Annotated in this window: 27 protein-coding genes; 14 read left to right on the top strand and 13 right to left on the bottom strand. The window is 65.8% G+C overall.

What is annotated here, in order from left to right; genetic code table 11:
- The first annotated feature begins 82 nt into the window (after positions 1 to 82).
- Genes JOE41_RS07955 through JOE41_RS07965 form a run of 3 tightly spaced genes read left to right on the top strand, consistent with a single transcriptional unit; the run spans position 83 to position 2,071 of the window.
- Positions 83 to 517 carry a hypothetical protein gene (locus tag JOE41_RS07955; protein WP_307800680.1) on the top strand — a complete coding sequence of 145 codons (435 nt, stop codon included), beginning with the start codon at positions 83 to 85 and terminating at the stop codon, positions 515 to 517.
- Positions 514 to 1,263 (top strand): cyclase family protein, encoded by a 750-nt coding sequence (locus JOE41_RS07960; RefSeq protein WP_209751853.1) that lies wholly within the window; start codon positions 514 to 516, stop codon positions 1,261 to 1,263. The genes JOE41_RS07955 and JOE41_RS07960 overlap by 4 nt, the downstream gene beginning before the upstream one ends.
- A gap of 46 nt (positions 1,264 to 1,309) precedes the next feature.
- Positions 1,310 to 2,071 (top strand): IclR family transcriptional regulator, encoded by a 762-nt coding sequence (locus JOE41_RS07965; RefSeq protein WP_209751855.1) that lies wholly within the window; start codon positions 1,310 to 1,312, stop codon positions 2,069 to 2,071.
- Here the strand turns inward: JOE41_RS07965 and JOE41_RS07970 are convergent.
- Both JOE41_RS07970 and JOE41_RS07975 read right to left on the bottom strand, forming a co-directional pair.
- Complete coding sequence (locus JOE41_RS07970) at positions 2,064 to 2,840, bottom strand: IclR family transcriptional regulator (protein WP_011693383.1); 777 nt, start codon at positions 2,838 to 2,840, stop codon at positions 2,064 to 2,066. The genes JOE41_RS07965 and JOE41_RS07970 overlap by 8 nt on opposite strands.
- A gap of 189 nt (positions 2,841 to 3,029) precedes the next feature.
- Positions 3,030 to 4,487: an amino acid permease gene (locus JOE41_RS07975; protein WP_209751859.1), complete on the bottom strand. Its 1,458-nt coding sequence runs from the start codon at positions 4,485 to 4,487 to the stop codon at positions 3,030 to 3,032.
- 300 nt (positions 4,488 to 4,787) lie between these two features.
- Between JOE41_RS07975 and JOE41_RS07980 the strand changes: the two genes are divergently transcribed.
- Together JOE41_RS07980 and JOE41_RS07985 are read left to right on the top strand one after the other, a co-directional pair.
- Positions 4,788 to 5,837 carry a homoserine dehydrogenase gene (locus tag JOE41_RS07980; RefSeq protein WP_209751862.1) on the top strand — a complete coding sequence of 350 codons (1,050 nt, stop codon included), beginning with the start codon at positions 4,788 to 4,790 and terminating at the stop codon, positions 5,835 to 5,837.
- A 7-nt stretch (positions 5,838 to 5,844) separates the two neighbouring features.
- Positions 5,845 to 7,239 carry an aldehyde dehydrogenase family protein gene (locus JOE41_RS07985; RefSeq protein ID WP_209753579.1) on the top strand — a complete coding sequence of 465 codons (1,395 nt, stop codon included), beginning with the start codon at positions 5,845 to 5,847 and terminating at the stop codon, positions 7,237 to 7,239.
- Positions 7,240 to 7,252: 13 nt separating this feature from the next.
- Here JOE41_RS07985 and JOE41_RS07990 read toward each other — a convergent pair whose 3' ends face one another.
- Positions 7,253 to 7,726 (bottom strand): Lrp/AsnC family transcriptional regulator, encoded by a 474-nt coding sequence (locus JOE41_RS07990; protein WP_011693387.1) that lies wholly within the window; start codon positions 7,724 to 7,726, stop codon positions 7,253 to 7,255.
- Positions 7,727 to 7,809: 83 nt separating this feature from the next.
- Between JOE41_RS07990 and JOE41_RS07995 the strand changes: the two genes are divergently transcribed.
- Both JOE41_RS07995 and JOE41_RS08000 read left to right on the top strand, forming a co-directional pair.
- Positions 7,810 to 8,508 (top strand): HAD hydrolase-like protein, encoded by a 699-nt coding sequence (locus JOE41_RS07995; protein ID WP_209751863.1) that lies wholly within the window; start codon positions 7,810 to 7,812, stop codon positions 8,506 to 8,508.
- A 55-nt stretch (positions 8,509 to 8,563) separates the two neighbouring features.
- Positions 8,564 to 9,811 (top strand): NYN domain-containing protein, encoded by a 1,248-nt coding sequence (locus JOE41_RS08000; RefSeq protein ID WP_209751864.1) that lies wholly within the window; start codon positions 8,564 to 8,566, stop codon positions 9,809 to 9,811.
- A gap of 100 nt (positions 9,812 to 9,911) precedes the next feature.
- Here JOE41_RS08000 and JOE41_RS08005 read toward each other — a convergent pair whose 3' ends face one another.
- Entirely contained in the window at positions 9,912 to 10,175 is a 264-nt protein-coding gene (locus JOE41_RS08005; RefSeq protein ID WP_011693390.1) for a GlsB/YeaQ/YmgE family stress response membrane protein, read from the bottom strand.
- A gap of 346 nt (positions 10,176 to 10,521) precedes the next feature.
- Between JOE41_RS08005 and JOE41_RS08010 the strand changes: the two genes are divergently transcribed.
- Positions 10,522 to 11,958, top strand: a complete 1,437-nt coding sequence (locus tag JOE41_RS08010) for a hypothetical protein (protein ID WP_245200663.1) — start codon at positions 10,522 to 10,524, stop codon at positions 11,956 to 11,958.
- Between the two features lie 118 nt (positions 11,959 to 12,076).
- A complete protein-coding gene (locus JOE41_RS08015; protein ID WP_209751865.1) occupies positions 12,077 to 13,411 on the top strand; it encodes a hypothetical protein in 1,335 nt (444 codons plus the stop codon).
- 10 nt (positions 13,412 to 13,421) lie between these two features.
- On the opposite strand, the gene JOE41_RS08020 is transcribed toward JOE41_RS08015, so the two are convergent.
- Positions 13,422 to 14,195, bottom strand: a complete 774-nt coding sequence (locus tag JOE41_RS08020; RefSeq protein WP_209751866.1) for an oxygenase MpaB family protein — start codon at positions 14,193 to 14,195, stop codon at positions 13,422 to 13,424.
- Between the two features lie 65 nt (positions 14,196 to 14,260).
- Here JOE41_RS08020 and JOE41_RS08025 point away from each other — a divergent pair, with 65 nt between their 5' ends.
- On the top strand, positions 14,261 to 14,752 hold the full coding sequence (locus JOE41_RS08025; protein WP_011693394.1) for an NUDIX domain-containing protein: 492 nt from the start codon (positions 14,261 to 14,263) through the stop codon (positions 14,750 to 14,752).
- A 41-nt stretch (positions 14,753 to 14,793) separates the two neighbouring features.
- On the opposite strand, the gene JOE41_RS08030 is transcribed toward JOE41_RS08025, so the two are convergent.
- Complete coding sequence (locus JOE41_RS08030) at positions 14,794 to 15,153, bottom strand: TfoX/Sxy family protein (RefSeq protein ID WP_011693395.1); 360 nt, start codon at positions 15,151 to 15,153, stop codon at positions 14,794 to 14,796.
- Between the two features lie 45 nt (positions 15,154 to 15,198).
- Positions 15,199 to 16,245, bottom strand: coding sequence for a metallophosphoesterase (locus tag JOE41_RS08035; RefSeq protein ID WP_209751867.1), 1,047 nt, complete (start codon positions 16,243 to 16,245; stop codon positions 15,199 to 15,201).
- Positions 16,246 to 16,424: 179 nt separating this feature from the next.
- On the opposite strand from JOE41_RS08035, the gene JOE41_RS08040 reads away from it, so the two are divergent.
- The gene (locus JOE41_RS08040; protein WP_209751869.1) at positions 16,425 to 18,299 is read left to right on the top strand and encodes a Na+/H+ antiporter; all 1,875 of its coding nucleotides are present in this window, start codon (positions 16,425 to 16,427) and stop codon (positions 18,297 to 18,299) included.
- Between the two features lie 70 nt (positions 18,300 to 18,369).
- Here the strand turns inward: JOE41_RS08040 and JOE41_RS08045 are convergent, their stop codons facing one another.
- A complete protein-coding gene (locus JOE41_RS08045; RefSeq protein ID WP_209751871.1) occupies positions 18,370 to 19,269 on the bottom strand; it encodes an ETEC_3214 domain-containing protein in 900 nt (299 codons plus the stop codon).
- 175 nt (positions 19,270 to 19,444) lie between these two features.
- On the opposite strand from JOE41_RS08045, the gene JOE41_RS08050 reads away from it, so the two are divergent.
- Positions 19,445 to 20,017, top strand: a complete 573-nt coding sequence (locus tag JOE41_RS08050; RefSeq protein WP_011693400.1) for an MOSC domain-containing protein — start codon at positions 19,445 to 19,447, stop codon at positions 20,015 to 20,017.
- A gap of 67 nt (positions 20,018 to 20,084) precedes the next feature.
- Here JOE41_RS08050 and JOE41_RS08055 read toward each other — a convergent pair whose 3' ends face one another.
- From JOE41_RS08055 to JOE41_RS08065, 3 genes are read right to left on the bottom strand one after another with little or no spacing between them, the layout of a single operon-like run.
- Positions 20,085 to 20,348, bottom strand: coding sequence for a hypothetical protein (locus JOE41_RS08055; RefSeq protein ID WP_209751873.1), 264 nt, complete (start codon positions 20,346 to 20,348; stop codon positions 20,085 to 20,087).
- Positions 20,345 to 21,148, bottom strand: a complete 804-nt coding sequence (locus tag JOE41_RS08060; protein ID WP_011693401.1) for a putative hydro-lyase — start codon at positions 21,146 to 21,148, stop codon at positions 20,345 to 20,347. The genes JOE41_RS08055 and JOE41_RS08060 overlap by 4 nt, the downstream gene beginning before the upstream one ends.
- Positions 21,145 to 22,506: an MFS transporter gene (locus JOE41_RS08065; RefSeq protein WP_011693402.1), complete on the bottom strand. Its 1,362-nt coding sequence runs from the start codon at positions 22,504 to 22,506 to the stop codon at positions 21,145 to 21,147. The genes JOE41_RS08060 and JOE41_RS08065 overlap by 4 nt, the downstream gene beginning before the upstream one ends.
- 414 nt (positions 22,507 to 22,920) lie before the next feature.
- Here JOE41_RS08065 and JOE41_RS08070 point away from each other — a divergent pair, with 414 nt between their 5' ends.
- A complete protein-coding gene (locus JOE41_RS08070) occupies positions 22,921 to 23,094 on the top strand; it encodes a CsbD family protein (protein WP_011693403.1) in 174 nt (57 codons plus the stop codon).
- A gap of 176 nt (positions 23,095 to 23,270) precedes the next feature.
- Complete coding sequence (locus tag JOE41_RS08075; RefSeq protein ID WP_209751875.1) at positions 23,271 to 23,519, top strand: hypothetical protein; 249 nt, start codon at positions 23,271 to 23,273, stop codon at positions 23,517 to 23,519.
- Between the two features lie 57 nt (positions 23,520 to 23,576).
- Here the strand turns inward: JOE41_RS08075 and JOE41_RS08080 are convergent, their stop codons facing one another.
- Together JOE41_RS08080 and JOE41_RS08085 are read right to left on the bottom strand one after the other, a co-directional pair.
- A complete protein-coding gene (locus JOE41_RS08080; RefSeq protein WP_209751877.1) occupies positions 23,577 to 25,055 on the bottom strand; it encodes a mannitol dehydrogenase family protein in 1,479 nt (492 codons plus the stop codon).
- A gap of 3 nt (positions 25,056 to 25,058) precedes the next feature.
- Positions 25,059 to 26,009, bottom strand: a complete 951-nt coding sequence (locus JOE41_RS08085; protein WP_209751879.1) for a PfkB family carbohydrate kinase — start codon at positions 26,007 to 26,009, stop codon at positions 25,059 to 25,061.
- Positions 26,010 to 26,011 lie beyond the last annotated feature (2 nt).

A 26,011-nucleotide genomic window follows, 5' to 3' on the forward strand; every position in this document is an offset into this window, starting at 1 on the left:
TCACAGTCTGTCAGGATGAATCAAAAGCCGCACGACGGCTCCGGACGATCGAGGGAAGAGGCATCAAGGCATGGATATTGGAATGAAAAGTGTGCGCAAACTCCGCGTCCACTGGCCCATTGGCGCAGGTTCCCTGAGGCGGCTGGTGGAGGGCGACCTGGAGGTCCTGAAGGCGGACCCCGGCCTTTCGTCACTTTTCGACACACTCGAGTCCTGCCCCGATCTCGGGGACTTCGGAAACTACCGGCATGTTTTCGAATCGAGTCTCGGCTTCGAGGGCTTCACGGCATCGGCCGGGGCAAATCCCACCTTCGGCCGCGCAGAGGAAAGAACGTTTTCGCCCACCTTTGTCCTGACCACGTATCTGGACGCGGATCTGTCCGAGGAGGCCGTCAGCCGGCTCGTGGAGCGCATGATCGAAGTTCACCCCTGGGAGGTGCCGGTCATCGAACTTTCCGGGCCGGTCCGGGTTTCCACGGCAGCGTCTGTTCGTCCCGCACTGGGGCGGGCATCATGACGGTCCAGGCCACCGGGTTCTGGGAAGGTTTCCAGTCGCTGCTGTCCGGCCGGTCGTTCACCGATCTGACGCACGCCTTCCACCCCGGCCAGCCACACTTCCCTGCTTTTCCGGACGAACGCCGGACGGCTCTTTTCGATCTGGAAAACGGCGACGGCTTCACGGCACACGTCTACTCCATCGTCGGCCAGTGGGGCACCCACGTCGACCCGCCGTCGCACTTTATCCGTGGCGGGCGAACGCTGGACAATATCCCGGTGGATGAGATGGTGCTGCCCCTGGTGGTGCTGGACATCAGCACCAGGGCCGCGGCTGACGCTGACGCCACGCCCACGCTGGATGACGTCAGCGCGTGGGAGGAGCGCAACGGAAGGATCCCGGCGGGCGCGTTCGTGGCGCTCCGGACCGGCTGGAGCAACCGCTGGCCGGACCCGGAGGCCATGGCGAACCGGGATCGCGACGGCGTCAGCCACACCCCGGGCTGGTCCCGGGAGGTGCTGTCCTTCCTGGTCGGCGAGCGGAACATCACGGCGATCGGCCACGAGCAGACCGACACGGACCCGGGGAAGGCGACGTCGAACCAGGACTTCAGCCTGGAAACCTACATCCTTGCCCAGGATTGCTGGCAGATAGAGCTGCTCGCCAACCTGGACGGCCTGCCTGAATCAGGTGCCGTGCTGGTGGCTGCCTGGCCGAAGCCGCAAGGCGGAAGTGGATTCCCCGCCAGGGTCTTCGCGATCCACTAGGCACAATCCCCCTGCCCCTCCTGAGCCAGGAACTAAGATCGGATCCATGTCGAAGATCTCCAGCATGGGCCGCGGAATGCAAGTCGTCTTCGCCGTCGGGTCCCGTCACAAGGGCGGGGCGCGGGGCGCGACGGTCGGGGACATCGCCGCAGATCTCGGCAAGGACCGCAGCCAGATCTCCCGCGGGCTCAAGGCCGCCCAGCAGGAAAACTTCCTGCTGCGTGGCGGGCACCGGGAGTATTCGCTGGACTGGAGCCTCTATACGGATGCGCAGTTGCTCACTGAGCAAAGGCTGCGGACCGAGGGATTGACGGCACTGGAGGGGCTCGTCGAGGATACCGGCGAAGGCTGCTTCCTGGGTGTCCTCAACGGTGACAGCACCGTGACCATCGGTGAGCATGTCCCGTCGAACAGCACGATGGTGGGCTCGTGGATCGGCCGGCCCTACCCCGCGTACTGCAGCGACGCCGGCCAGGCGCTGCTGTGGGACTCCAGCGATGCCGAGGTCCGTGCTGTCTTCAGCCATACCGAATTTGTGCGCCACGGCCCCAACACTCCCGCCGACGTCGAGGACTTCCTTGTTCGCCTGGCCGGGGCGCGGAAGCGCGGATACTCCGTGGTGGATGAAGAGGCGGAGCCTCGCCTGTACTCCGTGGCCGTTCCGGTGCGCGACTTCCGCGGCGAGACCGTCGCCGCGTTGCAGGTGGTCGGATCAAAGGCGCGGCTGGAGCCGAAGTGCGACGAGATTGCTGCCGCGGCCCTGAAGTGGGGCGGCCGGTTGGAAGCGGCCCTGGGGCGTCCTAGCTGACTCCGGCGCCGGCCGCACCCACCGCTGCGAGGCGCCTTGCCGCCGAGTGCAGTGCATCGGCAATTTCCCCGGTCCGGAGCTCAACAGCGTTGCGGCTGCCCAGGACGGAGAGGGCTGCGCTGACCCGTCCGTCCGGATCCCTCACGGGCACGGCCAGCTCATGGACATCGTGCTCAAACTCCTCGGCCGCCCTGATGAAGCCCTGCGGCCGGTCCTGCTCCATCAATTCGCACACTTCCGGCACGGAGTGGGCCGCCCTGGGGCCGCCCACGCCGATGAAGTCCATGCCCTGAAGAAGCTCCTCAAGATCGGCTGCCTTGTGGTCCCAGAGCAGGGCACGGCCTGATCCCGTGCACCAGACGGGTGTGACCATGCCCGGTTTCACAAAGCTTCCCAGCACGCCGTCATTGCTGGACGTCCTGAGGAGGATCACCCGCACACCGTCACGGACTGACAGCCGGGCCCGCAGCCCGAACTCCGCCACGAAGAGTTCCAGTTCGCTCTTGGCCTGGCCGATCCAGCCGACGTTGAGGCTGGCCGCAAGCTGGAAGAAGGCCGGACCGGCACGGAACGGTCCGCGTTCCACCCGCTCCAAAATGGCCAGCTCGCACAGCTCCTGGGTAAGCCGGGACACCCGGCTTTGGTCCATCTCCAATTCGGCGGCGAGCTGAGATACCCCCAGCAGTCCCCTGCCCCTCTTCTCGCGGTCGACGATCAGCCGGACAATGCGAAGGCCCTGGCCCAGCGATGACGCTTCCGACAATTCCAAGCTGAACCGCTCCTTCTGGTGGACTTCAACGCCCATTCTCACACAGCGCAGGCAGTGGTGACCGGCAGCTTTCGTCCTGCCGGAACGGCCGCCTTCGGAGGCACACGCCAAAGGCCCGGCGGCCGAACACTGGTTCGGCCGCCGGGCATGCGGGTTGCCGCAGATCTGCCGTAGATCTGCCGCAGCAGGCTACTTGGCGAGCTGCTGCCGCCGTCCGTACTTGTAGTAGAAGAAGGCGTAGCAGGCGCCCACAAACGGAATGCCGAAGTACAGGGCTGCGACCTGGTTCGGGTCGAAAGCGATGCCGATCAGCGAGATGAGGCACAGCGCGAAGGCAAGGATCGGAACCACCGGGAACAGCGGCGCCTTGTAGGCGAGGTCGTCGACGTTTCCGCCGTTCCGAACGAAGGCCCGCCTGTGGAAGAAGTGCGACGCCGTGATGGACATCCATACCCCCACAACAGCGAACCCGGCGACAGAAACCAGCGCGAGATAGACCGATTCCGGAGCGACCACGCTGCTGATGAGCGAAGCCAGCCCGCCGACCATGCTGACGCAGAGGGCGATGAGGGGAATCCCGCGTTTGGTGAGCTTCCGGAATGCCTTCGGCGCGTGCCCTTCCTCGGACAGGGAAAAGAGCATCCTTGCGCAGGAGAACAAGCCGCTGTTTCCGGCGGAGAGCAGCGCGGTGATGATGACGAAGTTCATGATGTCCGCGGCATAGGGGATGCCGATGGAGGAAAAGACGGTGACGAAGGGGCTCTCGTCCAGGCCTACCTGGTCAAAGGGGATGGTGGCGGCGATGACAGCGATGGCGCCTACAAAGAAGATCAGCAGGCGGAACACCGTGGTCCGCATTGCTTTGGGAATGCTTGTCTCGGGGTTGGCCGTTTCGCCCGCTGCGACGCCGATGAGTTCCGAACCGGAGAACGCGTAGAAGACCGCCAGGGCAGTCACCAGGACGCCGGAAAAGCCGTTGGGGAACAGTCCGCCCGACGTATTGAAGTTTTCGAGCAGGAACGGGTGGGAGCCGCCGGCCAGCGGGTGGAAGCCGACCAGCGCGGCGCCGCCAAAGGCAATCAGGACCACGATGGCGCCCACCTTGATGATGGAGAACCAGAACTCGGATTCGCCGAAGAACCGCGAAGAGACGGCGTTCAGGGCAAACAGGATGGACGCGAAAACGACGCACCAGACCCACACCTCAATTCCCGGGAACCACCGCTGCATGAGCAGGCCGGCCGCGGTGAACTCGGATCCCAGGGCCACGGCCCAGCACAGCCAGTAAAGCCAGGCCGTGGTGAAACCGGTGGCGGGACCGATGGATCTGGCCGCGTAAATGTGGAACGCGCCCGAGACCGGGTAGGCGATGGCCAGTTCCCCGAGGCAGGCCATGACGAGGTAAACGACGAAGGCGCCCACGAGATACGCCAGAACCGCGCCCAGCGGGCCGGCCTGGGAGATCGTGTAGCCCGAACTGAGGAAAAGGCCCGACCCGATGACGCCGCCCATGGCGATCATCACCAGGTGCCGCGGGCCCATGGATCGCTGGAGCCCCGGCGCCGGACCGCGCTCTGGTGCAGCGGGTTCCGATTCAGGCGGTAAAGAAGCCCGCGGATCCAAGCGGGTTGTGGAGGAAAGTTCCATGAATTGCTCCCGGGAGAGTAGTCGAGGTGCGAACGGGATTGATGCACCGGAAAGCCTCGGAGGGCGTTGGGGACCAGACCGGTAAACCCAACCACCGTGATGAAAGTAACACCAAAACGCCTTCTTGATCTTTAAAAACATTCCTAGATGCATATATTGCACGATTGTTAAGGGCTGACGATACGTATGGCGTCATCCTTGGTCACTTTGCGCAGTCCTTTGGGCGGAATCACATGGCGGGACGGACACGGAGCGCCCTGAGCATGGAAACACCAAGCAATTCCGAGAGAAGGACACGGCATGACCACCTATGACCTTGCACTGATCGGCTTCGGCGGAGTGAACCGCAGCCTGGCTGAGCTGATCGCCTCCCGCGGGGAAGCACTCCGCGCCGAGTTGGGCTTCGGCCTGCGTGTAGTTGCCATCACGGATCTGCGCCTCGGGTCCCTCGTGGACGCCGGCGGCATTGATCTGTCCATGGCCCTGGCGCTGGGCGGCGACGGCGAAACCTTTGCCCGGCACGGCGGTTCCGCGGAGCCGGATAACGAGGGCGCGATCCGCAACTGCACAGCGGACATCATCTGCGAGGCCACCTTCACCAATCCCGAGGACGGCGAGCCCGCGGTGTCGCACGTCCGCTGGGCACTGGAGTCGGGCAAGAGCGTCTGCACCACCAACAAGGGACCCGTGGCGCTTCGGGGCCGGGAACTGGCAGCCCTGGCGGAACGGAAAGGTGTCCGCTTCGAGTTTGAAGGTGCCGTCATGAGCGGCACTCCGGTGATCCGGCTTGCCAAGCAGATGTTCGGCGGCCTGCAGCTCAACGGCTTCGAAGGGATCATGAACGGCACCAGCAACTACGTTCTGGGGCGCATGGAAGCCGGCCTTGAACTTGCTGAGGCTGTCCGGGAGGCCCAGGAGCTGGGTTACGCAGAGGCGAATCCCGCCGCGGACCTCGAGGGTTTCGACGTGCAGCTGAAGGTGCTGATCCTCGCCAACGAATTGCTTGGCGGGAACCTGGAGCTGAAGGACGTCCGCCGGGAGGGAATCTCCGCGCTGACGCCCGAGGATATCCGGGCAGCCGCTTCGGCCGGCCGGCGCTGGAAGCTGATCGGATCCGCCAGGCGGACTCCCGACGGCGGCATCGCGGCAAGCGTTGCACCGCGCGCCGTTGATGTTGCGCACAGCCTTGCCGGCATTTCGGGCGCCACGAACGCGGTTTCGTTCGAGACCGACCTGCTGGGCCCCGTGACGGTTTCCGGCCCCGGCGCCGGACGCATTGAGACGGCCTACGCGCTGCTCTCCGACATCATGGCCATCCACAAGATCTCGGAAGGACTGGCACGTGTCTGAGGCCACCATGCTGCAGGTTGTCCGCGCCCCACGGCTCCACGAGGTGACCAGTCCCTACGACGGCAGGGTTGTGGGAGACGTCCCCATCACCGATGTCAGTGCTGTCGAAGAAGTGATGGCCGCGGCACGCTCCGGCGCCGTGGCGGCGAAATCCCTGTCCCGCCATGAACGTGCCGCCATCCTGTCCGCGGCCGCCTCCGACATCGAGCGCAGGAGCGGGGTCTTTGCCCGGACCATTGTGGCGGAGGCCGGGAAGACCGTCCGCCAGGCGCGCAAGGAGGTGCACCGGGCCATCAACACCCTCCGGCTGTCCGCAGAGGAGGCAACGCGCGGCGCCGGCGAGGTCATCCCCTTCGACTCCTATGCCGGATCAGAGGACCGGACCGGCTGGTTCACACGTGAGCCGCTGGGGATCATCGCGGCCATCACTCCGTTCAACGATCCCCTCAACCTGGTGGCACACAAGGTGGGCCCGGCGATCGCAGGGGGCAACGCCGTCGTACTCAAGCCGTCAGCCCTCACGCCGTTGTCCGCACAGCTGCTGGCCGACGCCCTGTACGACGCCGGCCTGCCGCCGGAGGTCCTGACGGTGGTCCACGGCGGGAGGGATGTTGCGGCTGCCATCATCAGGACCCGGGACGTGCGGATGGTGTCCTTTACCGGCGGGTTCGCGACCGGTGAGGCAATCGCCCGCACGGCCGGGTTGAAGAAGCTCGCCATGGACCTGGGCGGCAACGCACCGGTGATAGTCCTTGACGATGCGGATGTGGACCGTGCGGTGGATTCCTGCGTATCCGGAGCGTTCTGGGCTGCGGGGCAGAACTGCGTCGGAGTGCAGAGGATCCTGGTCCACCGCTCCATCTACGGCGAATTCCGTGCAAAGTTCCTGGCGGCCACCAGCGCGCTGGTCACCGGGGACCCCGCCGAGGAACGGACCGACGTTGGCCCCATGATTACCCCCGCTGCAGTTCGGGAGGTCCAGCTCAAGATCAGCGGGGCCGTTGACGCCGGCGCGACGGTCCTGGCGGGGAACCGGGCGGAGGGAAATGTCCTGCTGCCCACGGTCCTGGAGTCCGTTCCGGAGGATTGCCGCCTCTGGCAGGAGGAAGTCTTCGGACCGGTGGTGATGCTCAGGGCTTTCAGCACGTGTGCCGAAGCCATCGAACTGGCGAACTCCATCGAGTTCAGCCTGCATGCAGGCATCTTCACCCGCTCGCTCGCGTCCGCCATGGGCGCGGCACGGGACCTGGACGCGGGCGGCGTGATGATCAATGACTCCTCCGATTACAGGTTCGACGGCATGCCGTTCGGCGGGTCCAAGTACGGCAGCATGGGCCGCGAAGGCGTCCGGTTCGCCCTTGAGGAGATGACGCAGCCCAAGGTGGTCTGCATCAGAAGCTAGCGAGGCAGCAGGCCTATGGCCCGGCCGTTCCGGGGCCGTCTGATCCCTGCCGCCGGATGACGTTGGACAGGGTCAGCGCCGTGACGGTATCGCCGACCCCGGGCAGCGCCGCGATCTGCTCCCAGATCTCCTGGACCCTGTCCAGCGAGCGCGCCTCCAGCCTCACCAGCAGGTCAAAGTCGCCGCTCAGGACATCGCACAGGACCACTTCGGGAATGGTCCGCAGCGCTGCCAGGACGTCGGCACCACGCATGCGGTCCTTGCGGTAAATCATGAGGAATGCGGAGACCATGCTCTGGCCCACGCTGCCCGCCACAATCGTGTAGCCCTGGATGTAGCCCTGCCGCTCCAGGCGGTCAACACGCTGCCGCACGGCGTTCCGGGACAAAAGCACCCTGCCGGCCAGTTCGGCATGGGACACCCGGGCATTCTTCGTCAGTTCCGCAAGGATCTTCTGGTCGATGTGATCCAAACCCGCCCCGTCCATCCCTACCCTCCGCCGCAATCATCGGCTCACCCTTGTCCCTTAGACAGGGTGGCCGATGCCGTAGCCAGAAAGGCTCCGCAGAAATGATACGTCCACACGGGGACAATCAGCCGCCCGCCGCCATCACCTGCATTCTGTTCGACATGGACGGGACGCTTCTGGATTCCGCTCCGGGCGTGATGGACAGCGCTGCCCGGGCGCTCAGGGCGGTGAATGCCCCCGTCCCTCCACGCGGGGAACTGCTCAAGTATGTCGGACCGCCCATGTACGAGTCGTTCAGGCACAGCGCCGGCCTGGACGAAGCAACCGCCCGGGACGCGCTCCGGCACTACCGCGCAGCCTACGCCGAGACAGGGGCACTGCAATCCGGCCTATTTGGCGGTATTGACAGCCTTTTGGGTCAGCTGGATTCGTTGCAGTGTCCGATGGCGGTGGCAACGTCCAAGGTGGAGGACCAGGCGGTCCGGCTGGCCATCGCCCTTGGGATTGACCGTCACTTCGCTGACATCTGCGGTGCCTCCGACGCAGCAGGAAGAGCCTCCAAGGAGGATGTCATTGCCGAATCGCTGGCACGGCTCGATGCACAGGGGGTGGACATCTCCGGCGCGGTCATGGTGGGCGACCGGAGCTACGACATTGCCGGAGCGGCCGCACACCGGATCCCTACGATTTTTGTCTCGTGGGGCTACGGGGAACCGTCGGAGGCCCGTGGCGCTGCGGCTGTTGCACAGACGCCCGATATTCTTGGGCGGCTGCTATCCGCCGGCGTCCCGACCGCCTGAGCGTGTCGTGAATAAGGCGGCTGCAGGTTTTCCGGCGTGCTGGCACACTGGGCAGATGAAAGAGTCGCCGTCCCCTGCCCGACGGCCCGGAATCCGGGCGGCCATGTTTGTCGACTTCGACAACGTGTACACGGGGTTGCTGGCCCTCGATCCCCTGGCGGCGAAGCGTTTCGCCGAGGATCCCAAACACTGGGCCGATGCCTTGTCCGCCGGCGGCTCCGCCGAAAGTTCCCGCCGCTTCCTGATCAGAAACTGTTACCTGAACCCGGTGGTGTACTCGAAGTACCGGACGTACTGGACCCGTGCCGGTTTCCGGGTGATCGACTGCCCGTCGCTGACGCAGCGCGGGAAGTCCAGCACCGACATCAACCTGGTGCTGGATGCGATGGACGCGCTGTCCGGCAGCGCAGGCATCGACGAGTTCTTCATCGCTTCGGCAGATGCCGATTTCACGTCCCTCATCCAGCGGTTCCGGGCAGCGGACAAGATGACCACGGTCATCGCCGCCGGTGCGGTTGCCTTCGCCTACCGCGAGATGGCGGACAGCGTGGTGGAGTCCCACGACTTCGTGGCGATCCTCAACGGCACCACCGCTGAGCCAATCCACGCCGTCGCCTCTGTCCAGCCCCTGCAGGCACAGACGGCCGCCAAGGTAAAACCCAAGGCAAAGTCGAAGGCCGTTTCCGCCGCGGTCCGGGAGGTCTGCGATTTTGTCCGGGCCGCACCGGGTCCTGTTGTCGGAGCCATGGTGGCCCACCGTGCACTCACGGCGGACCCTTCCCTGAAAACAGACTGGGGCGGGTACGGGAAGTTCGGGACCTGGGTGGCCCAGATCGGCAACGGTGTTGAATACTCCCCCTCACGGGGCGGCTGGGTCTGGGACGCGCAGAGGTTTTCCAGCGACGACCTGCCCGCCGATGCGGACGTCGAGCCCGGCATCGAGGAACGGGTCACCAGGGTGACGGACGTGCCCGCACTCTCCGAGGCGCAGTTCCGGCAGCTCTTCCAGGCTTTGGCAGCACGGCTTCGCGAACAGCCGGTCAACCGCAACGAGCTCTCCCGGCTCGTCCGGGATGACTGCGTCACCGCCGGCCAGCCGGTGTCCCGCGGTGCGGTGAACTTTGTGGTCCAGGGCCTCGGCTACGTCAATTACCAGCTCAATGAAGATGCGACGGCGGAGGGGCTGGCGGCGGCCTGGACCGAGAACGTGGAAGAGCTCTGCCGCGTGGCGCTGATGGAGTTCGACGACGGCGAGAAGGCGGCGCTGCGCCGCTGGGCCAGCGGCGGCTACCTGGCGGCCTAGTTCCCCTGCGGCGGGCGCCGGTGAGAGGACGACGGCGGGGAGGAGTCGCCGTCGTCCGTCTCGGTTTTCTTTGCCTTACGCCGGCCTCACAAGCCGCGGGTCAGGCCCTGCTTCGACGCGTGACGGCACCGAAGATGCCCAGCACAATCACGGCGCCCAGAATAGCCAGCAGCCAGGTCCTGAGATCGAAGAACTCAGCGAGGCCGCCGCCGAAGACCAGCGAACCGATCCATCCGCCAAGGATGGCGCCGACCACACCCAGTACCAGGGTGACTACCCAGCCGCCGCCCTGCCTTCCGGGAAGTATGGCCTTTGCGATAGCTCCCGCGATCAAGCCGAGCAGGAGAAATCCGAGAATTCCCATGACGAGCTTCCTTCCGAATGAGAGAACCGCTTAGCTGCGGCAGGAGCAGGGATTCCTGCTGGGCGGGTCATGCCGCTTGCCTGCTGACCTCCGCGGTCCGGGTTGCCGGCACCTGCCGGTGAGTGCATTCTAGGGGTTGTCCTGTGGCCCGTCACGAGTGGCCGCCACCCGAATATGCGGCCGCTTACGTGCACCGCCAGCACGGACTACGCGCATCAGAGTGGCGGCGTGCCGTGCCACGTGCTTCCGGCGGCCCGTCCCGAAGCGGCGGAGCTCGCGTGAGGTCCAAATACCCTATTGGGTATGCCCCGTGAATCATAGCCTTGGCTTCTGGCAAGGGAGGCAGATGGTGTCCGTTCGTGGAACCGAAACCGGCGATGCGCTCAGGTCGGTCGGTCGCCGGATCGCCTGCGCCGTGGTGACCGTGCTCGCTCTGGCGGGGTGCTCATCCGGAGGCGGGACGCCCGGTGCTACGCCCCCTGCGTCCCCATCAGGCAGTCCTGCGGCAACCGGCTTTCCAGAGACAGTCTTCACGGACCAGGAGCTCGCGGCAATCATCAACGGAGTCGCGCAGAACCGGAACCTGCAGTTCCCCCCGGCCCAGGACTCCGCACGCCAGCGAAGTGGAGCCTCCAGCGGCACCTTCCCCGAGGTCAGCACCGAGACAACCCCCCGCGAATGTATCGCCTTCGCCCCTCAAAACCCCTTCGTTCGGTGGGCGGACAAGAGCGTCAATTTTGCCGACGGCGTCATGCCAATCGGCGGGCAGTCGGGGCCCACCACCACCATCATGTTCACGCTCCGCAGCGCGGAAAAGGATGCGATCGCCAAGGCCGATTTCGGCTACACAGACGATCTGGCATCCCGCTGCGGCCAGTTTGACGTGGCAACAACGGAGTCCGGCCAGACCTCAACGTACACGTTCCAACTGCTGGCCGCTCCCCGGGTCGGGGAGGGGCCGGTCGGGGAGAGACAATACGGCTTGAGGCAAACGAAGCCGACGGGGCCAGGGAGTGTCGGAACGGTCGGCCTGCGGGTCCTTGCCGGGACACTTTCCATCCACCTGAATCTCTCGGTGGCCGCGCTCGACTCCGAGTCCGCGGCCAAACCGGCCCTCGACTCCATGGCCGGCCTGGCGAAGGAGCTCATCGACCAGGCTGTGAAGAAGCCACCCACACTGGCCCCGGTACCGCCCAACTCCCGGTCTGCTGACGACGTCGTTGCACTCCTCAAGGGAGTCACCGGCCCGGACGGCGGTCCGGCGACCATGCCCGGCGCTTCAGTCCTCGGCCCGGTGCCCGGCTTCAGTGCCGCCCCGTCGTCGCAGGGACCTGCGGGTCCCTGCACCTTCAGCGATGAAGCATATTACGGCTCCCTCGCAGGCTCGGTCTTCGGTCAGGGGCAGATACAGAGTGTGAGCAAGATGGACTACAGCGATTTCAACGTGATCAGCATGCCGACGACTGCGGCGCCGCCCTACCCGTTTGACACCCGCGCCGCCGCACTCCGCGATTGCGCGACGATCCAGGAGGTCGCCCTTGGCGGCAGCTCGCGCGAGTGGTCGGCCGTCTCGCAACTGAACACAACCCTTGCTGCCGACTCCAGCTATGCCGTCGTCTACCAGCTATCCGACGGGACGGGCGAGTGGCATGTCCGGGCCGGCGCCCGCAGGGGGAGCCTTTCGGTGGAGGCCAGCAGGGCGTCCTCACCGTCCGAAGCGCAGGCCACAGCAGACGGGCTGGCCACCTTCTTCGGCAAGGTGTTCTCCAATGCCGGGCTGTAGGGCCGTCCGCCGCCGCCGTTGGCGCCGCTGGGTGGCCGGCACGGCTATGGCACTGGTCCTCGCGGGGTGCTCTCCGGCGCCCGGCGGCCCGACGCCTGGCAGCGAATCGTCGAGCGGTATGCCGGCCTCGTCATCGGCATCACCAACCGCATCCGCTCAGCCGGAAGAAGCCTATGGCGACCAGCAGCTCGTGGACATCGCCACCAGGGTGGTGCAGTCACGGAACCTGCAGGGGATGGTGATCGATACCCGAACACTCCGCAGCACGGCCGAGGGGATGCAGCGTCCCAGCAGCACCAGCGTCACCACCCCCGAAGAGTGCGGTGCGTTCCGGCTGCCTGCCACTGGGGAGAGCGATCCGCGGCGGACGGACACTGAAATAGCTTTTGCGGCGGGCACCCTGCCGCTTGGCCCCCAGCAGTCCCCGACGTCCACCATCACGTTTACGGTGAGGAGTGCGCCGCACGAGAAGCTGGTTGCGGCAGACGTCAACGGCGTCGATGGCCTCACGTCGGGGTGCACCGACTTCGAGCGGGCTATCACCGTCTCAGCCCCCGGCGGAGGCGCCCCCTACACCACGACGTATAGGGTCCAGCTCGTGGACCCGCCGCCTGTTGGCCAGAAGGCCTACGGGACCGTCCAGAAGGCCAAGGGCCTGGGCGCGGCGGACATCGGACTGGCCGGGATGCAGGTGCTGGACGGGACCCTCTCGATCGACATGGCACTCACGCTCTGGCCGGTGGATCCAGAGGCGACAGGGCGCGCCATGGACTCCATGGCCGCCTTTGCCCGCGAATTGATCGATGAGGCCGTGAAGAACCCGCCCAGCTCCCCGCAGCCGAATCCGGCCGGCGCCCGTACCCCGGAAGAGCTCACCCAGCTGCTCGCCGGCGTGCCGGGACCGTCGGCCACGAAGTTCTACGTGAGCCCCACCGAAGCCGGGGTGATCACGAGGTCATCAGGTTCCTCACCGCTCCCGTCGCCGACCAGCTGCTCGTACGACGATGCCACGTATTGGGAATCGCTGGCGCCCGGCGCCACCATGGCCAAGGCGATTGCCTCCACTGAGGACAAAGGGATCGCGCTCGGCATCACCGCCATCAGCACGGGCACAGCGGTCCAGCCGCCCCATCCTTTCGACACCCGAACGTCCGCAGTCGCTGATTGCACCACAATCCAGGCCAATGTTTTCGGCCAGGGCGCCCTCTCTTGGACGTCAGTGGGACGCCTGGACGTTAAGCTCGACGCCGCATCAAGCTACGCCTTCAGCTACCAGGATGCTAAGGATCCCGGCCGCTGGTATGTCCGCCTCGGCGCCCGGAGGGGAACAGACTCAGTGGAGGTTGCGACCATGAACTGGCGGCCGCTCGGGGAGGGCGATATCCAGGCTGCCGTCGACGCCGCGGCCACCATCATCCAGCAGGTTTTCGAGCGGGCCGGAACTCCGCGCTGATACGCCGTTCCTATGCCGCGCCGAGCCGGCCCAGGCAGTAGTTCTTGGGCCAGTGTCGGACCCGCCGCGGCAGCCGCGGGTAGACCACGGCGGACCACCGCATGGTGCGGTCGAACCAGCGGCCGTGGCGCTCGCTCCACGGCAGTCCGAAACCCCGCCGGAGCTTGTCCGGCAGCAGGCCTGCGGTGATGAAGCGGGCCAGCGGCATGGCAAGGCGCTGCCACAGCAGGGGGTCCTCCGGATAGAGCAGGCTGCGGGCCACGTGTGACGTGACGTCGTCGGCTTCCAGCCCCTCCAGCGAGGTCTTCCAGTAGCTTCCGAACGCCTCGCGGTCTGCCGGCCACAGTTCCGCGGGAAGCTGGAGGGCGGTGCCGAGTCTCGCGTAGTCCCGGTACATGAGGTCTGCCGCGTCATCGTCCAGCGTTCCGTAGATTCTCTCGTAAACCGTGACGGCGGTGTCGTACAGGGTTGCCACCACCCAGAGCTGGGATTGCGCGTCGAAGGCGTCATAGCCGGCGGAGCGGGCGTCGGGCTTCCGGCGGACGGGGCCGTGGGCACGGTTCACGCGGCGACGCACCGCCGCCACCTGCTCCTCGGTGCCGTAGACAACGGCATACACGTAGGTGAGGGTGGCACGAAGCCGGTCCAGCGGACGCTCGGCAAAGTTGCTGTGCTCGGCGACGCCGTGACCCACCGCCGGGTTGGCGATTTGCAGCAGAATTGCCCGCCCTGCCCCAGCCAGCAGAACGCCTTCTGCTCCCATGTCGGCAAGTCCACGCACCATGCCCACACACTACCCGAGAGCCGACCCTCAGCGTCGTCGCGTATAGCCTTGGACCAGGAGGCACTATGACGGTTCGAAGCGCAGGCATATTGCTGTACCGGTGGAATCCCGCGGCTCAGGTGGAGGTCTGGATAGCCCATATGGGCGGACCGTTCTGGGCCCGGAAGGACGAGCACGCGTGGTCCGTCCCCAAGGGTGAATACCCTGAGGACGAGGATGCCCTGACGGCCGCCAAACGCGAGTTCGCAGAAGAAATGGGCACCCCGGCCCCGCCCGCTGACTACATCGGCCTGGGCGCCTTCCGGCAGCCGTCCGGCAAGGTCATCACCGTCTTCGCGGCCGAGTGGGATTTCCGGCCCGAACGCATTGAGAGCAACACTTTCCCGCTGGAATGGCCCAGGGGCTCCGGCGTCATCAGGCACTATCCCGAGATCGACGACGCCCGCTGGTTCACCGAGGCGGAGGCGCGCACCAAGCTCGTGAAAGGCCAGCTTCCCATCCTTGACGCCCTCGTTCAGCGAATCGGAGTTCAAACTCCCGGGGACAGCACCTCCTGAGGTGACGAAGGCCTAGGACGAGGCAAGTCCGCCACCGTTCATTACTTTTTCGGCTTGGAACTCTTGGGCGCCTTCGGCGGCAGTGCGGCGACATGCGCGAGCGCCCGGGCCAGCCACGGTTCGATCTCTTCCGGCGGGCCCTGGACCGGGAGCCCCGCATAGCCGCCCATGGGCCGTTCGGCCGAGATGAATGGCAGGACTTCCCGGCTCGTCATCAGCTCTTCGCGGTCAGCATCCGCGAGCTTCAGTCCCAGGGTGGAGCCGTAGAGCCCCGCGAACATGTTTCCGTTGACGAAGGCACCGAGGTTCCCGAACATCGGCTTGATCTCGATGCCCGGCAGCCCTGCCATCAGTGACCTGAACTGCTCTTTGTCGGCCTCGGTGGCTTTTGCCATTTCCATGTAAGCGCCTTCCGGTACGGGGCCTTTATTATCGCCCCCGCCGGACTACGGACGGAAAGGAACCTTTTCCCAGGACAGGACGCCGTGGCCGGACGCGTTGTTTTCCGCCACTGTGAACCTCACGTAATTCGTGGCGTTGGCCGAGCCGTCGACGGTGATGCGCTGCAGGTCATCCGCAGCTTCCTGGCCGTAGATCTTCAGCCAGGGCGAGCCTTCGGCAAGGGGCTGGTTTTCGGCGTAGACGTGGCTGTCGCCGTTGATGAGGTAGACCGGGCCATCGAAGCGGTTCGTTTCCTCGGTTATCGTCCTGACGATCTCGCGGAAGCCCGAGACCGAGTCCGGGTTGGCGGTAGCCGCGTCGAGCAGCGAAAGGTCGAACATGTCCGCCTGGGTCATGAGGACCACAGCCCTGTCGTTGCGCCGGGTCGCATCCTTGAAGGTGTCCCGGACCTGATCCAGGACCGCCTTTGTTCGGTGGTCCACCTCGGCCTGCTGCTCGGGTGTCACTGCGGTTTCACCGATGCCGGTCCACGGCTGGAGCGAGTTGTTGCTGCCCTGGACGTTCACCACGGAGAATGCCACGCGGTTCCTGGTGAAGCGGACATTCTCCGGCAGCCCGAGGGCTTCCTGGCTCTTCACTGGCATGGTCCGGCCGAGGGTTTTTCCCGGTGCGTTGAAGAAGACCTCCCGAAGCTTGTCCAGCCGCTCCAGGGGGTTGTACGCGCCGTTGTTCCCCCGGTGGCAGTCCACCCATTCGTTGTCGCCGGGCGTGTAGACCAACGGATGTTCGAAGGAGTCGAACTCGGAGCGGATATATGCGAAGTACTCGTCCGAGCAAACGGACGACCCGTTCTTGATGTCACCCACGTGGGCAACAAAGTCCAGGCCGCGGTCGGCGTTGATGTCCTGGATGCGGGAAGGGAATTTTGCGGTCTCGGCGTCGCCGTACGGGATGTCCCCGATGACACCGAAGCTAAACGCCTGCTGGCTGGAAGGATCTTCGCTGGCGTGGGGGGCGGCGGATGCCGGGGCTGCGATCCCGGCCAGGGACAGGAGTGCCACGACGGCGGTGACAGCGGTTTTCACGAGCACAGGGGTTCTCCTTGGTGGAGCTCAACGGGTTTCCTCTCAGGCGGTCACGCGCTGAACGTGGGTGCGTGAAAAGAGTGCCCGCCCCGGAATAACGCGCGAGAACCGCACGGTGTCGGCGCCGTGAACGGAAAATGTCGCTACACCGCCTTGCACCTTTTATCGCCTGACAGAATGACCCCATGGAGATCGCACTGGGACTGCTGGTTCTCGTGGCCGTTGTCTGCGCCGGCAGCGCACTCGGCCGGAAGCTCAACGTGTCCGTCCCCCTGCTGCTGGTGCTGGCCGGCGTCGCGGGTTCCTTCCTCCCCTTCGTCCCACGCATTGAACTCAATCCCGAATTGGTCCTCGTCGGGCTGTTGCCGCCGCTGCTGTACGCGGCCGCGCTGCGGACCTCGCTCTTCGATTTCGGCTCCAACCGGCGCGCCATCGGGCTGCTTTCAGTGGGCTACGTCATTTTCGGAACCCTCACCGTGGGCTTTGTGGTCTGGTGGCTGTTCCCGGAGATCCCGCTGGCCGCCGCGATCGCCCTCGGCGCCGTCGTCGCGCCGCCCGACGCCGTGGCCGCGACCGCCATCGCCCGGAAAGTGGGGATGCCGCGCCGGATCGTCACCATCCTCGAAGGCGAATCCCTGGTCAACGATGCCACCGCACTCGTCTGCCTCCGCGCCGCCATCGCGGCGATCGCCGGGTCCGTGTCCGCGGCCGGGATCGCCGGCGGCTTCCTGCTGGCGGCAGGCGGCGGACTGGTGGTGGGCCTCGCCGCCGCCTACGTACTGACCGAGCTCCGCAAGCGGATCCGAAACGTCCCGATCAACACCTCGACGTCGCTGATAGCCCCGTTCGTCGCCTACCTCCCCGCCGAGGCAATCCACGCTTCCGGGGTGCTCGCCGTCGTCGTCACCGGGCTCGTGATGGGCACCAAAGCGCCGTCCATGCCCAACGGCGCCGCCCGGCTGAGCCAGCGCAGCAACTGGAACACGGTGCAGTTCCTGCTGGAAAACTCCGTGTTCCTGCTGATCGGCTTGCAGGTCCGCACCATCATCGAGGGCGTCCAGGACGATTCGCTGGGCGCCGGCCGGATCTGGGCCGGCTGCGCCGTGATCCTGCTGGCGGTGCTGCTGCTGCGGCCGGTGTGGGTCTTCCCGGCGACCTACCTGCCCCGGCTGATCCCGGCTGTGCGGCGAAAGGATCCGGCGCCGCCGTGGCAGTTCGCCGCGATCGTGTCCTGGGCAGGGATGCGCGGGGTGGTGACGCTGGCCGCGGTGCTGGTGCTGCCCGCCGACCTGGAGCACCGCTCCGTGCTGATCCTGGCCGCGATGGTGGTGGTGGGCGGGACCCTCACGCTGCAGGGCTTCACCTTGCCTGCGCTGGTCCGGTTGCTCCGGGTTCAGGGTCCGGACCAGCGCGAGGACGCCTTGAACCAGGCCTCCCTGATGCAGTTGGCCACCGCCGCCGGAGTGCAGCGGCTGCAGGAACTGCGCAGCGACGATGACCCGCCGGAGGTGGTCGCGATGCTGAAGCGGCGGACCCAGGAGCGCGGGCTGGCGGCCTGGGAGCGGCTCGGCCGGCCGACGGCGGAGGCCGCGACCCCGAGCCAGCGCTACGCCCAGCTGCGCCTTGCCATGCTGGAAGCTGAGCGGGCCAAGGTGCTGGAGCTGCGGCGCGGAGGCGAGTACGCGCACGAAGTACTCAGCGAGGTCCTGGACCGGCTGGACGTTGAGGAGTCGATGCTCGACCTCTCACTGGATGAGCTGGACACTTCCGGCGAGGGCGGCGGAGAAGGCATCGCGCGCCCGGGCGGGGTGTGCGGCCACCTCGAGTCCGCCCGGTCCCCGGAGGTGCCGCGCGATCCCTTCTGCGCGGACTGCCGCCGGGAAGGGACGACGCCGGTCCACCTCAGGATGTGCCTGGCCTGCGGAAACGTGGGGTGCTGCGACTCCTCCCCCGGAACGCACGCGTCCCGGCACTTCGCGGCCACCGGCCACCCTGTGATGCGGAGCATCGAGCCGGGTGAAGACTGGCGCTGGTGCTACGAGGACGACCTGCTGGGGTGAAGGTCCGGGTGGACTAACGGGGTTGCTTTGTCAGGGAGCACGTGAGCCTCCGGTCCGGCCGAGCTGCACCTCATCGGCGGAATGTTCTGGTACCGCTCTCGTTGAGGTATCGGGCTGGCAGGTCGAAGTGGTACGGAGAGGCGATGCCTATTATTGTTTCGAAATCCAAAAACCCGTCCTCCGGATAAGCCTCTGCGTAGAAATTGGGCGCCACGGTGTGTCTGTATGAGCGCACAGCGTCCGGCGCCTCGCCCAGGGTTCCCTTAAATTCCTGGTTGTAGCTTCCGTCTGCCCGTGGCAGAGCGGTGGGTCCGCACGCTCCGTTGACGCCGTACGCGTAGGCGCGGTTGGAACTCGCGGTTGCCGGAATTCGGACTGCCATCTCCGCGTTGAGTCGAACGCTGCTGCCAGTTGCGCCGGGCGAATAGTTCAAGCTGCCCGACATAGTGATGACGCCGTCCAGAGCGTCAAGGGGTTTTGACTGCAGCTGGAGGGTTCGACCGTCGGGCGTGTGGAAGGACGGCTGGAATTCTGGATTGCATGACAGTACCGAATAGACCATGGTTCGGTTGCCCTCAGGCGGCGTCAGAGTGCTGACCACAAATTGCTCCTTCATGTAGAGACGCTCGGTTAGAACCGGCGTCGAGGTGCTGTGGACCCGGATGAGGGTGGGAGGACCGAGCTCGGAGTCGAACCGAGCGACGCTGTGGCCGGCGTTGAGCTCGCCCAGCATCTTGTAGTATTTCTCGTTTGGCCAAAGGGTGTCCTGGGCTTGGGGAAGCCAGGCCAAGATGGCAATCAGCGAGGCAATGATCGCCGAAAGGCCGCCTACTATTTCAAATACGACCAATGCCTTCGATTTCCTGGCAACATTGCCACTCAATTGTCGGGGAAGTCGCGAGGGCTTTGGTGGACGCGCCTCTGCCGTGGGATCTGCGGCGGCACTGGGGGGCTGCTTTGGGTTGGGCATCGGCGCACCTTTGGCTCTAGTTACAACCGAATATTCATTGATCCAAATCGAGCTAGAAACTCCCCAGTACCTCCGAATCATGCTCCTGTTGGATTGCCGGGGCAAGATTCGGTCCGACCGGCATCCTTTTTTTGGATTGAAACGGCTGCCCTCCGATGAACGATAGTTTTGAGGCATGACGGCAAGCTACAGGTACAACGTTGAGGTCCTGCATCTTCTGGTGTCGCCGGCCCATGCCTACTTTGGCCGCGCACGGGAGGGGGCCGCGGACGTGCCCACCACCGACGCAGACCAGGTGGAGATGGTGGCCGGCAAAGGCATCGTGGGCGACAGGTTCTTCGGTAAGGCCGCCCACATGGATGCTGCCGTCACCCTTTTCGCCGTCGAGGCACTCGAGGCCATGGCCGCGGAGCTGGGGGCCGCACCGTTTGACCCGCTGCTGACGCGGCGCAACGTAGTCCTCAGGGGTGCCCACCTGGCTCCGCTGCTGGGCGGGGAGTTTGCGCTGGAATCGCGCGGGGATGTGGTTCGCCTCAAGGCCGGGCGGCCCGCCAACCCCTGCGCCTGGATGGACCAGATGCTCGCGCCCGGCGCGCACAAGGCCATGCGCGGGCGGGGCGGCGTGCGCTGCCAGGTGGTTTCAGGCGGCATCCTGCACCGCGGCCCGGCAGTGCTCGTCAGCCCCGTGCCCCTCGCCCCCGAAAGTGCCGGCACACCCACGCTGCTGCGGGCGTCCCGGCTGCCGTAGCAGGTCCCAGGCAACGCAAGCGGACGACGGCGGGAGGTCCCGTCGTCGTCCGCTTGCCGGTTGGTCCTTACAGCCTGTGGTGCTCCGGCGCTGCACGGCGGGCGTCGCCGGATCCGGCTTTGCTGGCCGGGAGGCCAACGTAGGTCCAAATGCAGGGCCGGCCGGACTCGCTCGGGAGGAGCTGGCCCTCGAACAGGGAGACGCTCGTTCCTGTTGGACTCTGCCAGACGCCGGTCAGTTCGCAGTGCGTCCCGGTGGCTTGGCGCCGCGGTGCGGTCAGGTTCATGATCCTGCGGGCCCGTGCCTCGGCAACGGGAAGTCTCTTCTTCACAATGACACTCCTGCCGGTTCCCGGTAGTTGCTCTCGGGAACATCCGTGATGAACATATGCCCGGGGGCGTGGCTGATGGCAAACGAGGGCCTGGATGCCATCACGGCGCTTTGCGGGGTCACCCCGCAGGCCCAGAAGACCGGCACCTCCCCTGGCCGAATCTCCACCGCGTCTCCAAAGTCGGGGCGGTTGATGTCGGCGATGCCAAGATCTTCGGGAGACCCGACATGAACCGGGCTGCCGTGGACCTTCGGGACTTCCGACGTCACCCGGATGGCCGTGTCGACCAGCCCCGGCAGCATGGGACGCATGGAGACCACCATCGGACCGTGGATGCGTCCCGCAGGGGTGCACTCAATGTTCGTACGGTACATGGGCACGTTGCGGCCGGTTTCGGTGTGCCGCAGCGGGATGCCCTCGCTGGCGAGGGCGGCCTCAAAAGTGAAGCTGCAGCCGATAAGGACGCCCACCATGTCATCACGCCAGACCGACGTCGCATCGGTGACTTCGTCGGCAAGTTCGCCGTCCACCCATATGCGGTAGGCCGGGACGTCGCTGCGGATGTCCGATCCTGCGGCGAGGACGCTTTCGTGACGCCCCGCCGGGATGATGTCGATGACGGGGCAGGCCTTGGGATTGAGCCGGCAGAATTCAATGAATTCATCGGCGTAGTCGGCCGCCACGGCAATCAGGTTCGCCTGCGTGTATCCGTCGCTCCATCCGGAGGTGGGGGTGACCAGGCCGTTGCGGAACTTCAGGCGTGCGTCGGAGGGCGCCATGAGGGCGGTTGCCTGGTTCATCGGGCCACGGCCTCAGTGAGTTCCACCGGGGACTGCAGGTATTCCTCGTCCTCGGCAACGTTGGAGTCACGCCCCAGTGCCAGCCCCACCAGGGTCAGCAGGCAGGCGACGCTAAGGTACATGGCAACCGGGACCCAGCTATGGAAGGTGCTCAGCAGCAGGGTGAACATGAACGGTGCAATGGCGCCGCCGATGATGCCTGCGAAGGTATAGGCCAGTGAACTGCCGGTGGAGCGGAGCCGCGGCGAGAACTGTTCAACTACGAAGGCTGCCTGCGGCCCGTACATGAAGGAGTGGCACAGCAGGCCCAGGACCGTTCCCACGATCAGCATGACCGGGGACCGTCCCTCCAGGACGATGAAGAACAAGTACGCCCACACGGCGGCGGCCACTGCTGCGATGGCGTAGACCAGCCGGCGGTTGATGCGGTCCGAGATGGCGCCGGCAAGCGGCATGGTGAACAGCTGGACGGCTGAACCGACGAGCACAGCCACCAGCACCTGGCCGCGGTCGAAGCCGAGCTCCTGGATGCCGTAGGTGAGGGTGAAGACGGTGCACAATGCGTAGGTGACGTCCGGGCCGATCCGGCTGAGCATGGCGGCAATGAGGGGCCGGCGCTGGGTGGTCAGGACTTCCCGGATCGGGGCCTTGGGCTTGTCTCCCCTGGCTTCCATGGCCTTGAAGATGGGGGTGTCCTCAAGCTTGAGCCGGATCCAGAGGCCGAAGGCCACCAGCAGTGCGGAGATGAGGAACGCGATCCTCCAGCCGTAGTCGAGGAAGGCTTGCTCCGACAGGGTCAGGGTCAGGACTGCGAGCGCGCCGTTGGCCATCAGGTTGCCGGCAGGCGGGCCGATCTGCGCCGCGGATGCCCAGAATCCGCGGCGGCGGGGGTCACCGAACTCGCTGGAGAGCAGCACTGCCCCGCCCCATTCGCCGCCGACGCCCACGCCCTGGGCGAAGCGGAGGAAGACCAGGATGGCGGGGGCGATGACGCCGATGTTGTCGTACGTGGGTAACAGGCCGATGAGGAACGTGGCGACGCCGATGAGCATCAGCGTGATGACCAGGATCTTCTTGCGGCCGATCTCATCCCCCAGCCGTCCGAAGATGATGCCGCCGACGGGCCGGGAAATGTAGCCCACGGCGTAGGTGGAGAAGGCCAGCAGGGTGCCCGTGACCGGGTCCGAGGCCGGGAAGAAGATCAGCGGGAAAACGATCGCGGCGGCGGCGGAGTAGACGGCGAAATCGTAGAACTCCAGGGCGGTTCCGGTCAGGCTGGCCGCGAATGCCTTGTACATGCTCTTGCGCCCTATAACGGGCTTCGGGTCGCCGGGGGCCATAACTGATGGAGTGGCCATGTGTATCCTCCATGAAAAGTGTGAATTTAATCCGCGTGCGGCGGATGGTGCTGGGGCGCCACGTTGTCCGGCTAGCGAAGTTGCAAGCGCGCAAATGGCGGGGTGCGCGACTACCGTGATGGGCTGCGGAAGTCGAAAATACGAGCGATCGTTGGATCGTTGAACAATCCGAACTGTTGAACAATCTACGCGACGTAGATCACACCGTCAAGGGTTAAAATAACCGCCACTTCAACACTGGGACTTGGAGTCCTCGTCCTCGTGGCGCCGGGACCCGCATGCGACTTCAGCTGCATCGGCACTTGCGCCGCAATCCAGTCAGCATGCTTACTATTTGGGCATGATCGGGTTTACGATGAAGTTGTAGGCCACCGGCGGAACGCCGGCGGCAACCAAACCGGAGGGAGTAACACCATGGGTCTGGGAGACAAGATCGATAACGCTGCCGAGAAGCTTGGGGGCAAGGGCAAGGAAGCTGCCGGAGAAGCCAAGGGCGATCCGGGCCTGAAGGCCGAAGGTCAGGCTGATCAAAGCAAAGCCGACCTGAAGCAGGCCGGCGAGAAGGTCAAGGACGCCTTCAAGGAATAATCCGCCGCCAAACAGGAAGGGTGCCACTCCAGTGCGGGCGGCACCCTTCCTTGCCCTAACGGGCTCCGCCAAAGCGGCCGACGTCATAGATACTCAAGGCCGCACCACCCCAGGCTGCAACGGGAACGGGCAGCAAGCATCCGGAGCAAATGGTCCGGCTGTTGACAGGAAGTCCAGTGGATCCGACCACCGTTGCCGGGTACGCGCTTATTTACATGGCAGCAATAGCGGGCATAGTTGTCCTTTTGTTGCCGATCCTCGTCCTGTTTCTCCTGCTACTGCTGGTGACGGGAGCCGTTGGAATCGTTCTCCTCGTACTGAAGACCCTCACGGTCGGACTCATCAGGGGCATCACCGCGCTTTTCACAAGTTCGCGCAGGAACCGCCGGCCCAGGAGCCCCAGCGATGAACTGGTGCCGCATTAGCCTCTCCCCGGTGATGAGCGACGGCGGGGCATCCCGCCGTCGACCGTTTGCGTTGACCTATGAATGGGACCGCAGGGATTCCAGCGTTCCCCGGGCACCGACGCTGTGGAGGTCCTCGAGGGCCTGAAGGTAAGCCGCAACAAAGACCGGGCTGTCCACCAGGTCGCCGAAGACTTCGCGGTTGGAGATGAAGGCGAGCGGTTCCTCGCGCTGATGCGCGGCGGCTGCCATCAACGGCCCTCTCAGCCGGTCCACGACGTCGATGGGATCGCCCTGTTCGTCGGTGCCCTCGGCATACCGGGCCCAGCTGGCAACGATCGCCGCGGACCGGCGGATCTCCCCGCCCTGTTCGAGGTTGATGCGGATGACCGGAACCAGCCACTTGGGAATCCGGTCCGAGCTTTCCGCGCACAGCCTGGCCAGGGTGTCCCGCACGTGCTCGTTGGAGAACCGTTCGATCAGTGTCCGCTTGTAGGCATCGAGGTCGATTCCGGGGACGGGGTGAAGCGTGGGCGTGGCTTCCTTGTCCATGTAGCCCAGCAGGAACTGCGCGAACAAACCGTCCTGGGCCACCTCGTGGGCGTAGCGGTAGCCGGCGAGGTAGCCGAAGTAGCACATTCCCTGGTGGCTGGCGTTGAGCAGGCGCAGCTTCATCAGTTCGTAGGGTTCCACGTCTTCCACCAGCTGGACGCCGGCTTCCTCGAAGGGAGGCCGGCCGAGGCTGAAACGGTCTTCAAGGACCCATTGCTCGAACGGTTCGCACACCACCGGCCAGGCATCCTGGACGCCGAATTCCTCGGCAATTTCCTCACGGTCGGCGTCGGTGGTTACCGGAGTGATGCGGTCCACCATGCTGTTGGGAAAGGGAACGCACTCCTCCACCCAGGCGCCCAGCTCGGGGTCCTTGAGCTTGGCGAAAGCGGTGAACATTGTGCGGGCCACGTCGCCGTTGCCCTGGATGTTGTCGCAGGACATCACTGTGAACGGTGCGAATCCGCGCGCCCGCCGCCGGGCGAGCGCTTCGGTGACGAGGCCGAAGGCCGTCCTCGGTGCGGCGCCGGGTTGGAGGTCGTGGACCACGTCGGGGTTGCCGGCGTCGAAGTCGCCGGTGACGTGGTGGAAGTTGTAGCCGCCCTCGGTGACCGTCAGCGAAACGATCCGGACGGCGTCGGACGCCATCTTCTCGATGACGGCTTCGGGATCATCGGGCGCGAAAAGATACTCAATGATCGAACCGATGACCCGCCCTTCCCGGGTTCCGTCCGGGTTCTTCACCACCAGCGTGTACAGGCAGCCCTGGCTGTCCATCACCTGCTTCATCCGGGCATCGCCGGGCAGGACGCCCACCCCGCAGATGGCCCAGTCATGCGCCTTGCCGGCGTTCATCAGCCGGTCCAGGTACATGGCCTGGTGTGCGCGGTGGAAACCGCCCACGCCGAAGTGGACGATCCCGGCGGTCAGGCCGGAGCGGTCGTAGGAGGGCACTGCCAGGGAGTCAGGCAGTCCGGCAAGGACGCCGGGTTCGGGTGCAGGCATGGTCTAGCCTTCCGATGCAGTGAGGGAGCCGGTCAAAAAACCCAGTTCGGCTGACGTGGGCGGGTTGGCGCCGGGCCGGGAACAGGTGATGGCCGCGGCCCTGTTCGCAAACGCGGCCAGGGCGTGCAGCTCACCCGGGGTGATGTCCTGCAGGCGTGAGCGTGCGGGAGCGCCCAGCGCGTCCAGCTGGGCAAGGCCGCTGATCAGGCCGGCCATGAACGAGTCTCCCGCCCCGACGGTGTCCGCCACCGTGATGGTTTCGGCGGCCATTTCCACGCGGCCGCGCCGGGTCATGACGACAGGCCCTTCCGCGCCCCGTGTCAGTGCCGCGACGGCCGGCCCAAGCTCGAGCCACGCTGCCATCGACTCGTCCGGCGTCCTGTCCGGGTAGAGCCAGGCCAGGTCTTCATCGCTGGCCTTGACCACGTCGCTGGCGGCCACGAAGAGTTCCGCCTGCGAGCGCGCTGCGGCAACATCGGGGCTGGTCCCGGGGCGGCAATTGGGGTCGTAGCTGACGGTCGCGTGCGCCCGGGCCGCCTTCACGAGGGCCAGCGTGGCTTGGTCCCCCGGCGGGAGCGCGGCCGCGATCGACCCCGTGTGGACGTGGGTGGACCCCTCGACAGCGGCCAGGGCAGGAAGCGACGCCCCGGTGATGTCCCAGCTGATGTCGAAGGCGTACGTCGCGGCGCCGCCGGGACTGAGCGTGGCGGTCGCCGTTGACGTGGGTGTGCTGCCGCCCCTTATCACGGTGACTCCGTTGGAGTGCAGGTGCTCCTCGATCATGAGCCCGTGCCGGTCATCGGCGTAGTGCGTCACGAGGTTCGTCGCCAGGCCCAGCCGGGCAACCCCTACCGACACGTTGAGGGGGCTGCCGCCCGGGTGTGCCTGGATTTCCTGGGCCCGGCGCGGATCGCTGATGATATCGACGAGGGATTCGCCAATGACGGTGATCATGG

It is taken from the genome of Arthrobacter sp. PvP103, assembly GCF_017833075.1.
Taxonomy (GTDB): domain Bacteria; phylum Actinomycetota; class Actinomycetes; order Actinomycetales; family Micrococcaceae; genus Arthrobacter.

Excerpts from the sequence above, each read along its gene's own strand:
- JOE41_RS08070 (WP_011693403.1), top strand. The coding sequence starts at position 22,921 with ATGGGTCTGGGAGACAAGATCGATAACGCTGCCGAGAAGCTTGGGGGC.
- JOE41_RS08045 (WP_209751871.1), bottom strand. The coding sequence starts at position 19,269 with ATGCCCAACCCAAAGCAGCCCCCCAGTGCCGCCGCAGATCCCACGGCA.
- JOE41_RS08025 (WP_011693394.1), top strand. The coding sequence starts at position 14,261 with ATGACGGTTCGAAGCGCAGGCATATTGCTGTACCGGTGGAATCCCGCG.
- JOE41_RS07985 (WP_209753579.1), top strand. The coding sequence starts at position 5,845 with ATGCTGCAGGTTGTCCGCGCCCCACGGCTCCACGAGGTGACCAGTCCC.
- JOE41_RS07955 (WP_307800680.1), top strand. The coding sequence starts at position 83 with ATGAAAAGTGTGCGCAAACTCCGCGTCCACTGGCCCATTGGCGCAGGT.
- JOE41_RS08065 (WP_011693402.1), bottom strand. The coding sequence starts at position 22,506 with ATGGCCACTCCATCAGTTATGGCCCCCGGCGACCCGAAGCCCGTTATA.
- JOE41_RS07960 (WP_209751853.1), top strand. The coding sequence starts at position 514 with ATGACGGTCCAGGCCACCGGGTTCTGGGAAGGTTTCCAGTCGCTGCTG.
- JOE41_RS08030 (WP_011693395.1), bottom strand. The coding sequence starts at position 15,153 with ATGGAAATGGCAAAAGCCACCGAGGCCGACAAAGAGCAGTTCAGGTCA.
- JOE41_RS07980 (WP_209751862.1), top strand. The coding sequence starts at position 4,788 with ATGACCACCTATGACCTTGCACTGATCGGCTTCGGCGGAGTGAACCGC.
- JOE41_RS07965 (WP_209751855.1), top strand. The coding sequence starts at position 1,310 with ATGTCGAAGATCTCCAGCATGGGCCGCGGAATGCAAGTCGTCTTCGCC.
- JOE41_RS08000 (WP_209751864.1), top strand. The coding sequence starts at position 8,564 with ATGAAAGAGTCGCCGTCCCCTGCCCGACGGCCCGGAATCCGGGCGGCC.
- JOE41_RS08010 (WP_245200663.1), top strand. The coding sequence starts at position 10,522 with ATGGTGTCCGTTCGTGGAACCGAAACCGGCGATGCGCTCAGGTCGGTC.
- JOE41_RS08040 (WP_209751869.1), top strand. The coding sequence starts at position 16,425 with ATGGAGATCGCACTGGGACTGCTGGTTCTCGTGGCCGTTGTCTGCGCC.
- JOE41_RS08085 (WP_209751879.1), bottom strand. The coding sequence starts at position 26,009 with ATGATCACCGTCATTGGCGAATCCCTCGTCGATATCATCAGCGATCCG.
- JOE41_RS08005 (WP_011693390.1), bottom strand. The coding sequence starts at position 10,175 with ATGGGAATTCTCGGATTTCTCCTGCTCGGCTTGATCGCGGGAGCTATC.
- JOE41_RS07975 (WP_209751859.1), bottom strand. The coding sequence starts at position 4,487 with ATGGAACTTTCCTCCACAACCCGCTTGGATCCGCGGGCTTCTTTACCG.
- JOE41_RS07990 (WP_011693387.1), bottom strand. The coding sequence starts at position 7,726 with ATGGACGGGGCGGGTTTGGATCACATCGACCAGAAGATCCTTGCGGAA.
- JOE41_RS08080 (WP_209751877.1), bottom strand. The coding sequence starts at position 25,055 with ATGCCTGCACCCGAACCCGGCGTCCTTGCCGGACTGCCTGACTCCCTG.
- JOE41_RS08015 (WP_209751865.1), top strand. The coding sequence starts at position 12,077 with ATGCCGGCCTCGTCATCGGCATCACCAACCGCATCCGCTCAGCCGGAA.
- JOE41_RS08020 (WP_209751866.1), bottom strand. The coding sequence starts at position 14,195 with ATGGTGCGTGGACTTGCCGACATGGGAGCAGAAGGCGTTCTGCTGGCT.
- JOE41_RS08060 (WP_011693401.1), bottom strand. The coding sequence starts at position 21,148 with ATGAACCAGGCAACCGCCCTCATGGCGCCCTCCGACGCACGCCTGAAG.
- JOE41_RS07995 (WP_209751863.1), top strand. The coding sequence starts at position 7,810 with ATGATACGTCCACACGGGGACAATCAGCCGCCCGCCGCCATCACCTGC.
- JOE41_RS08050 (WP_011693400.1), top strand. The coding sequence starts at position 19,445 with ATGACGGCAAGCTACAGGTACAACGTTGAGGTCCTGCATCTTCTGGTG.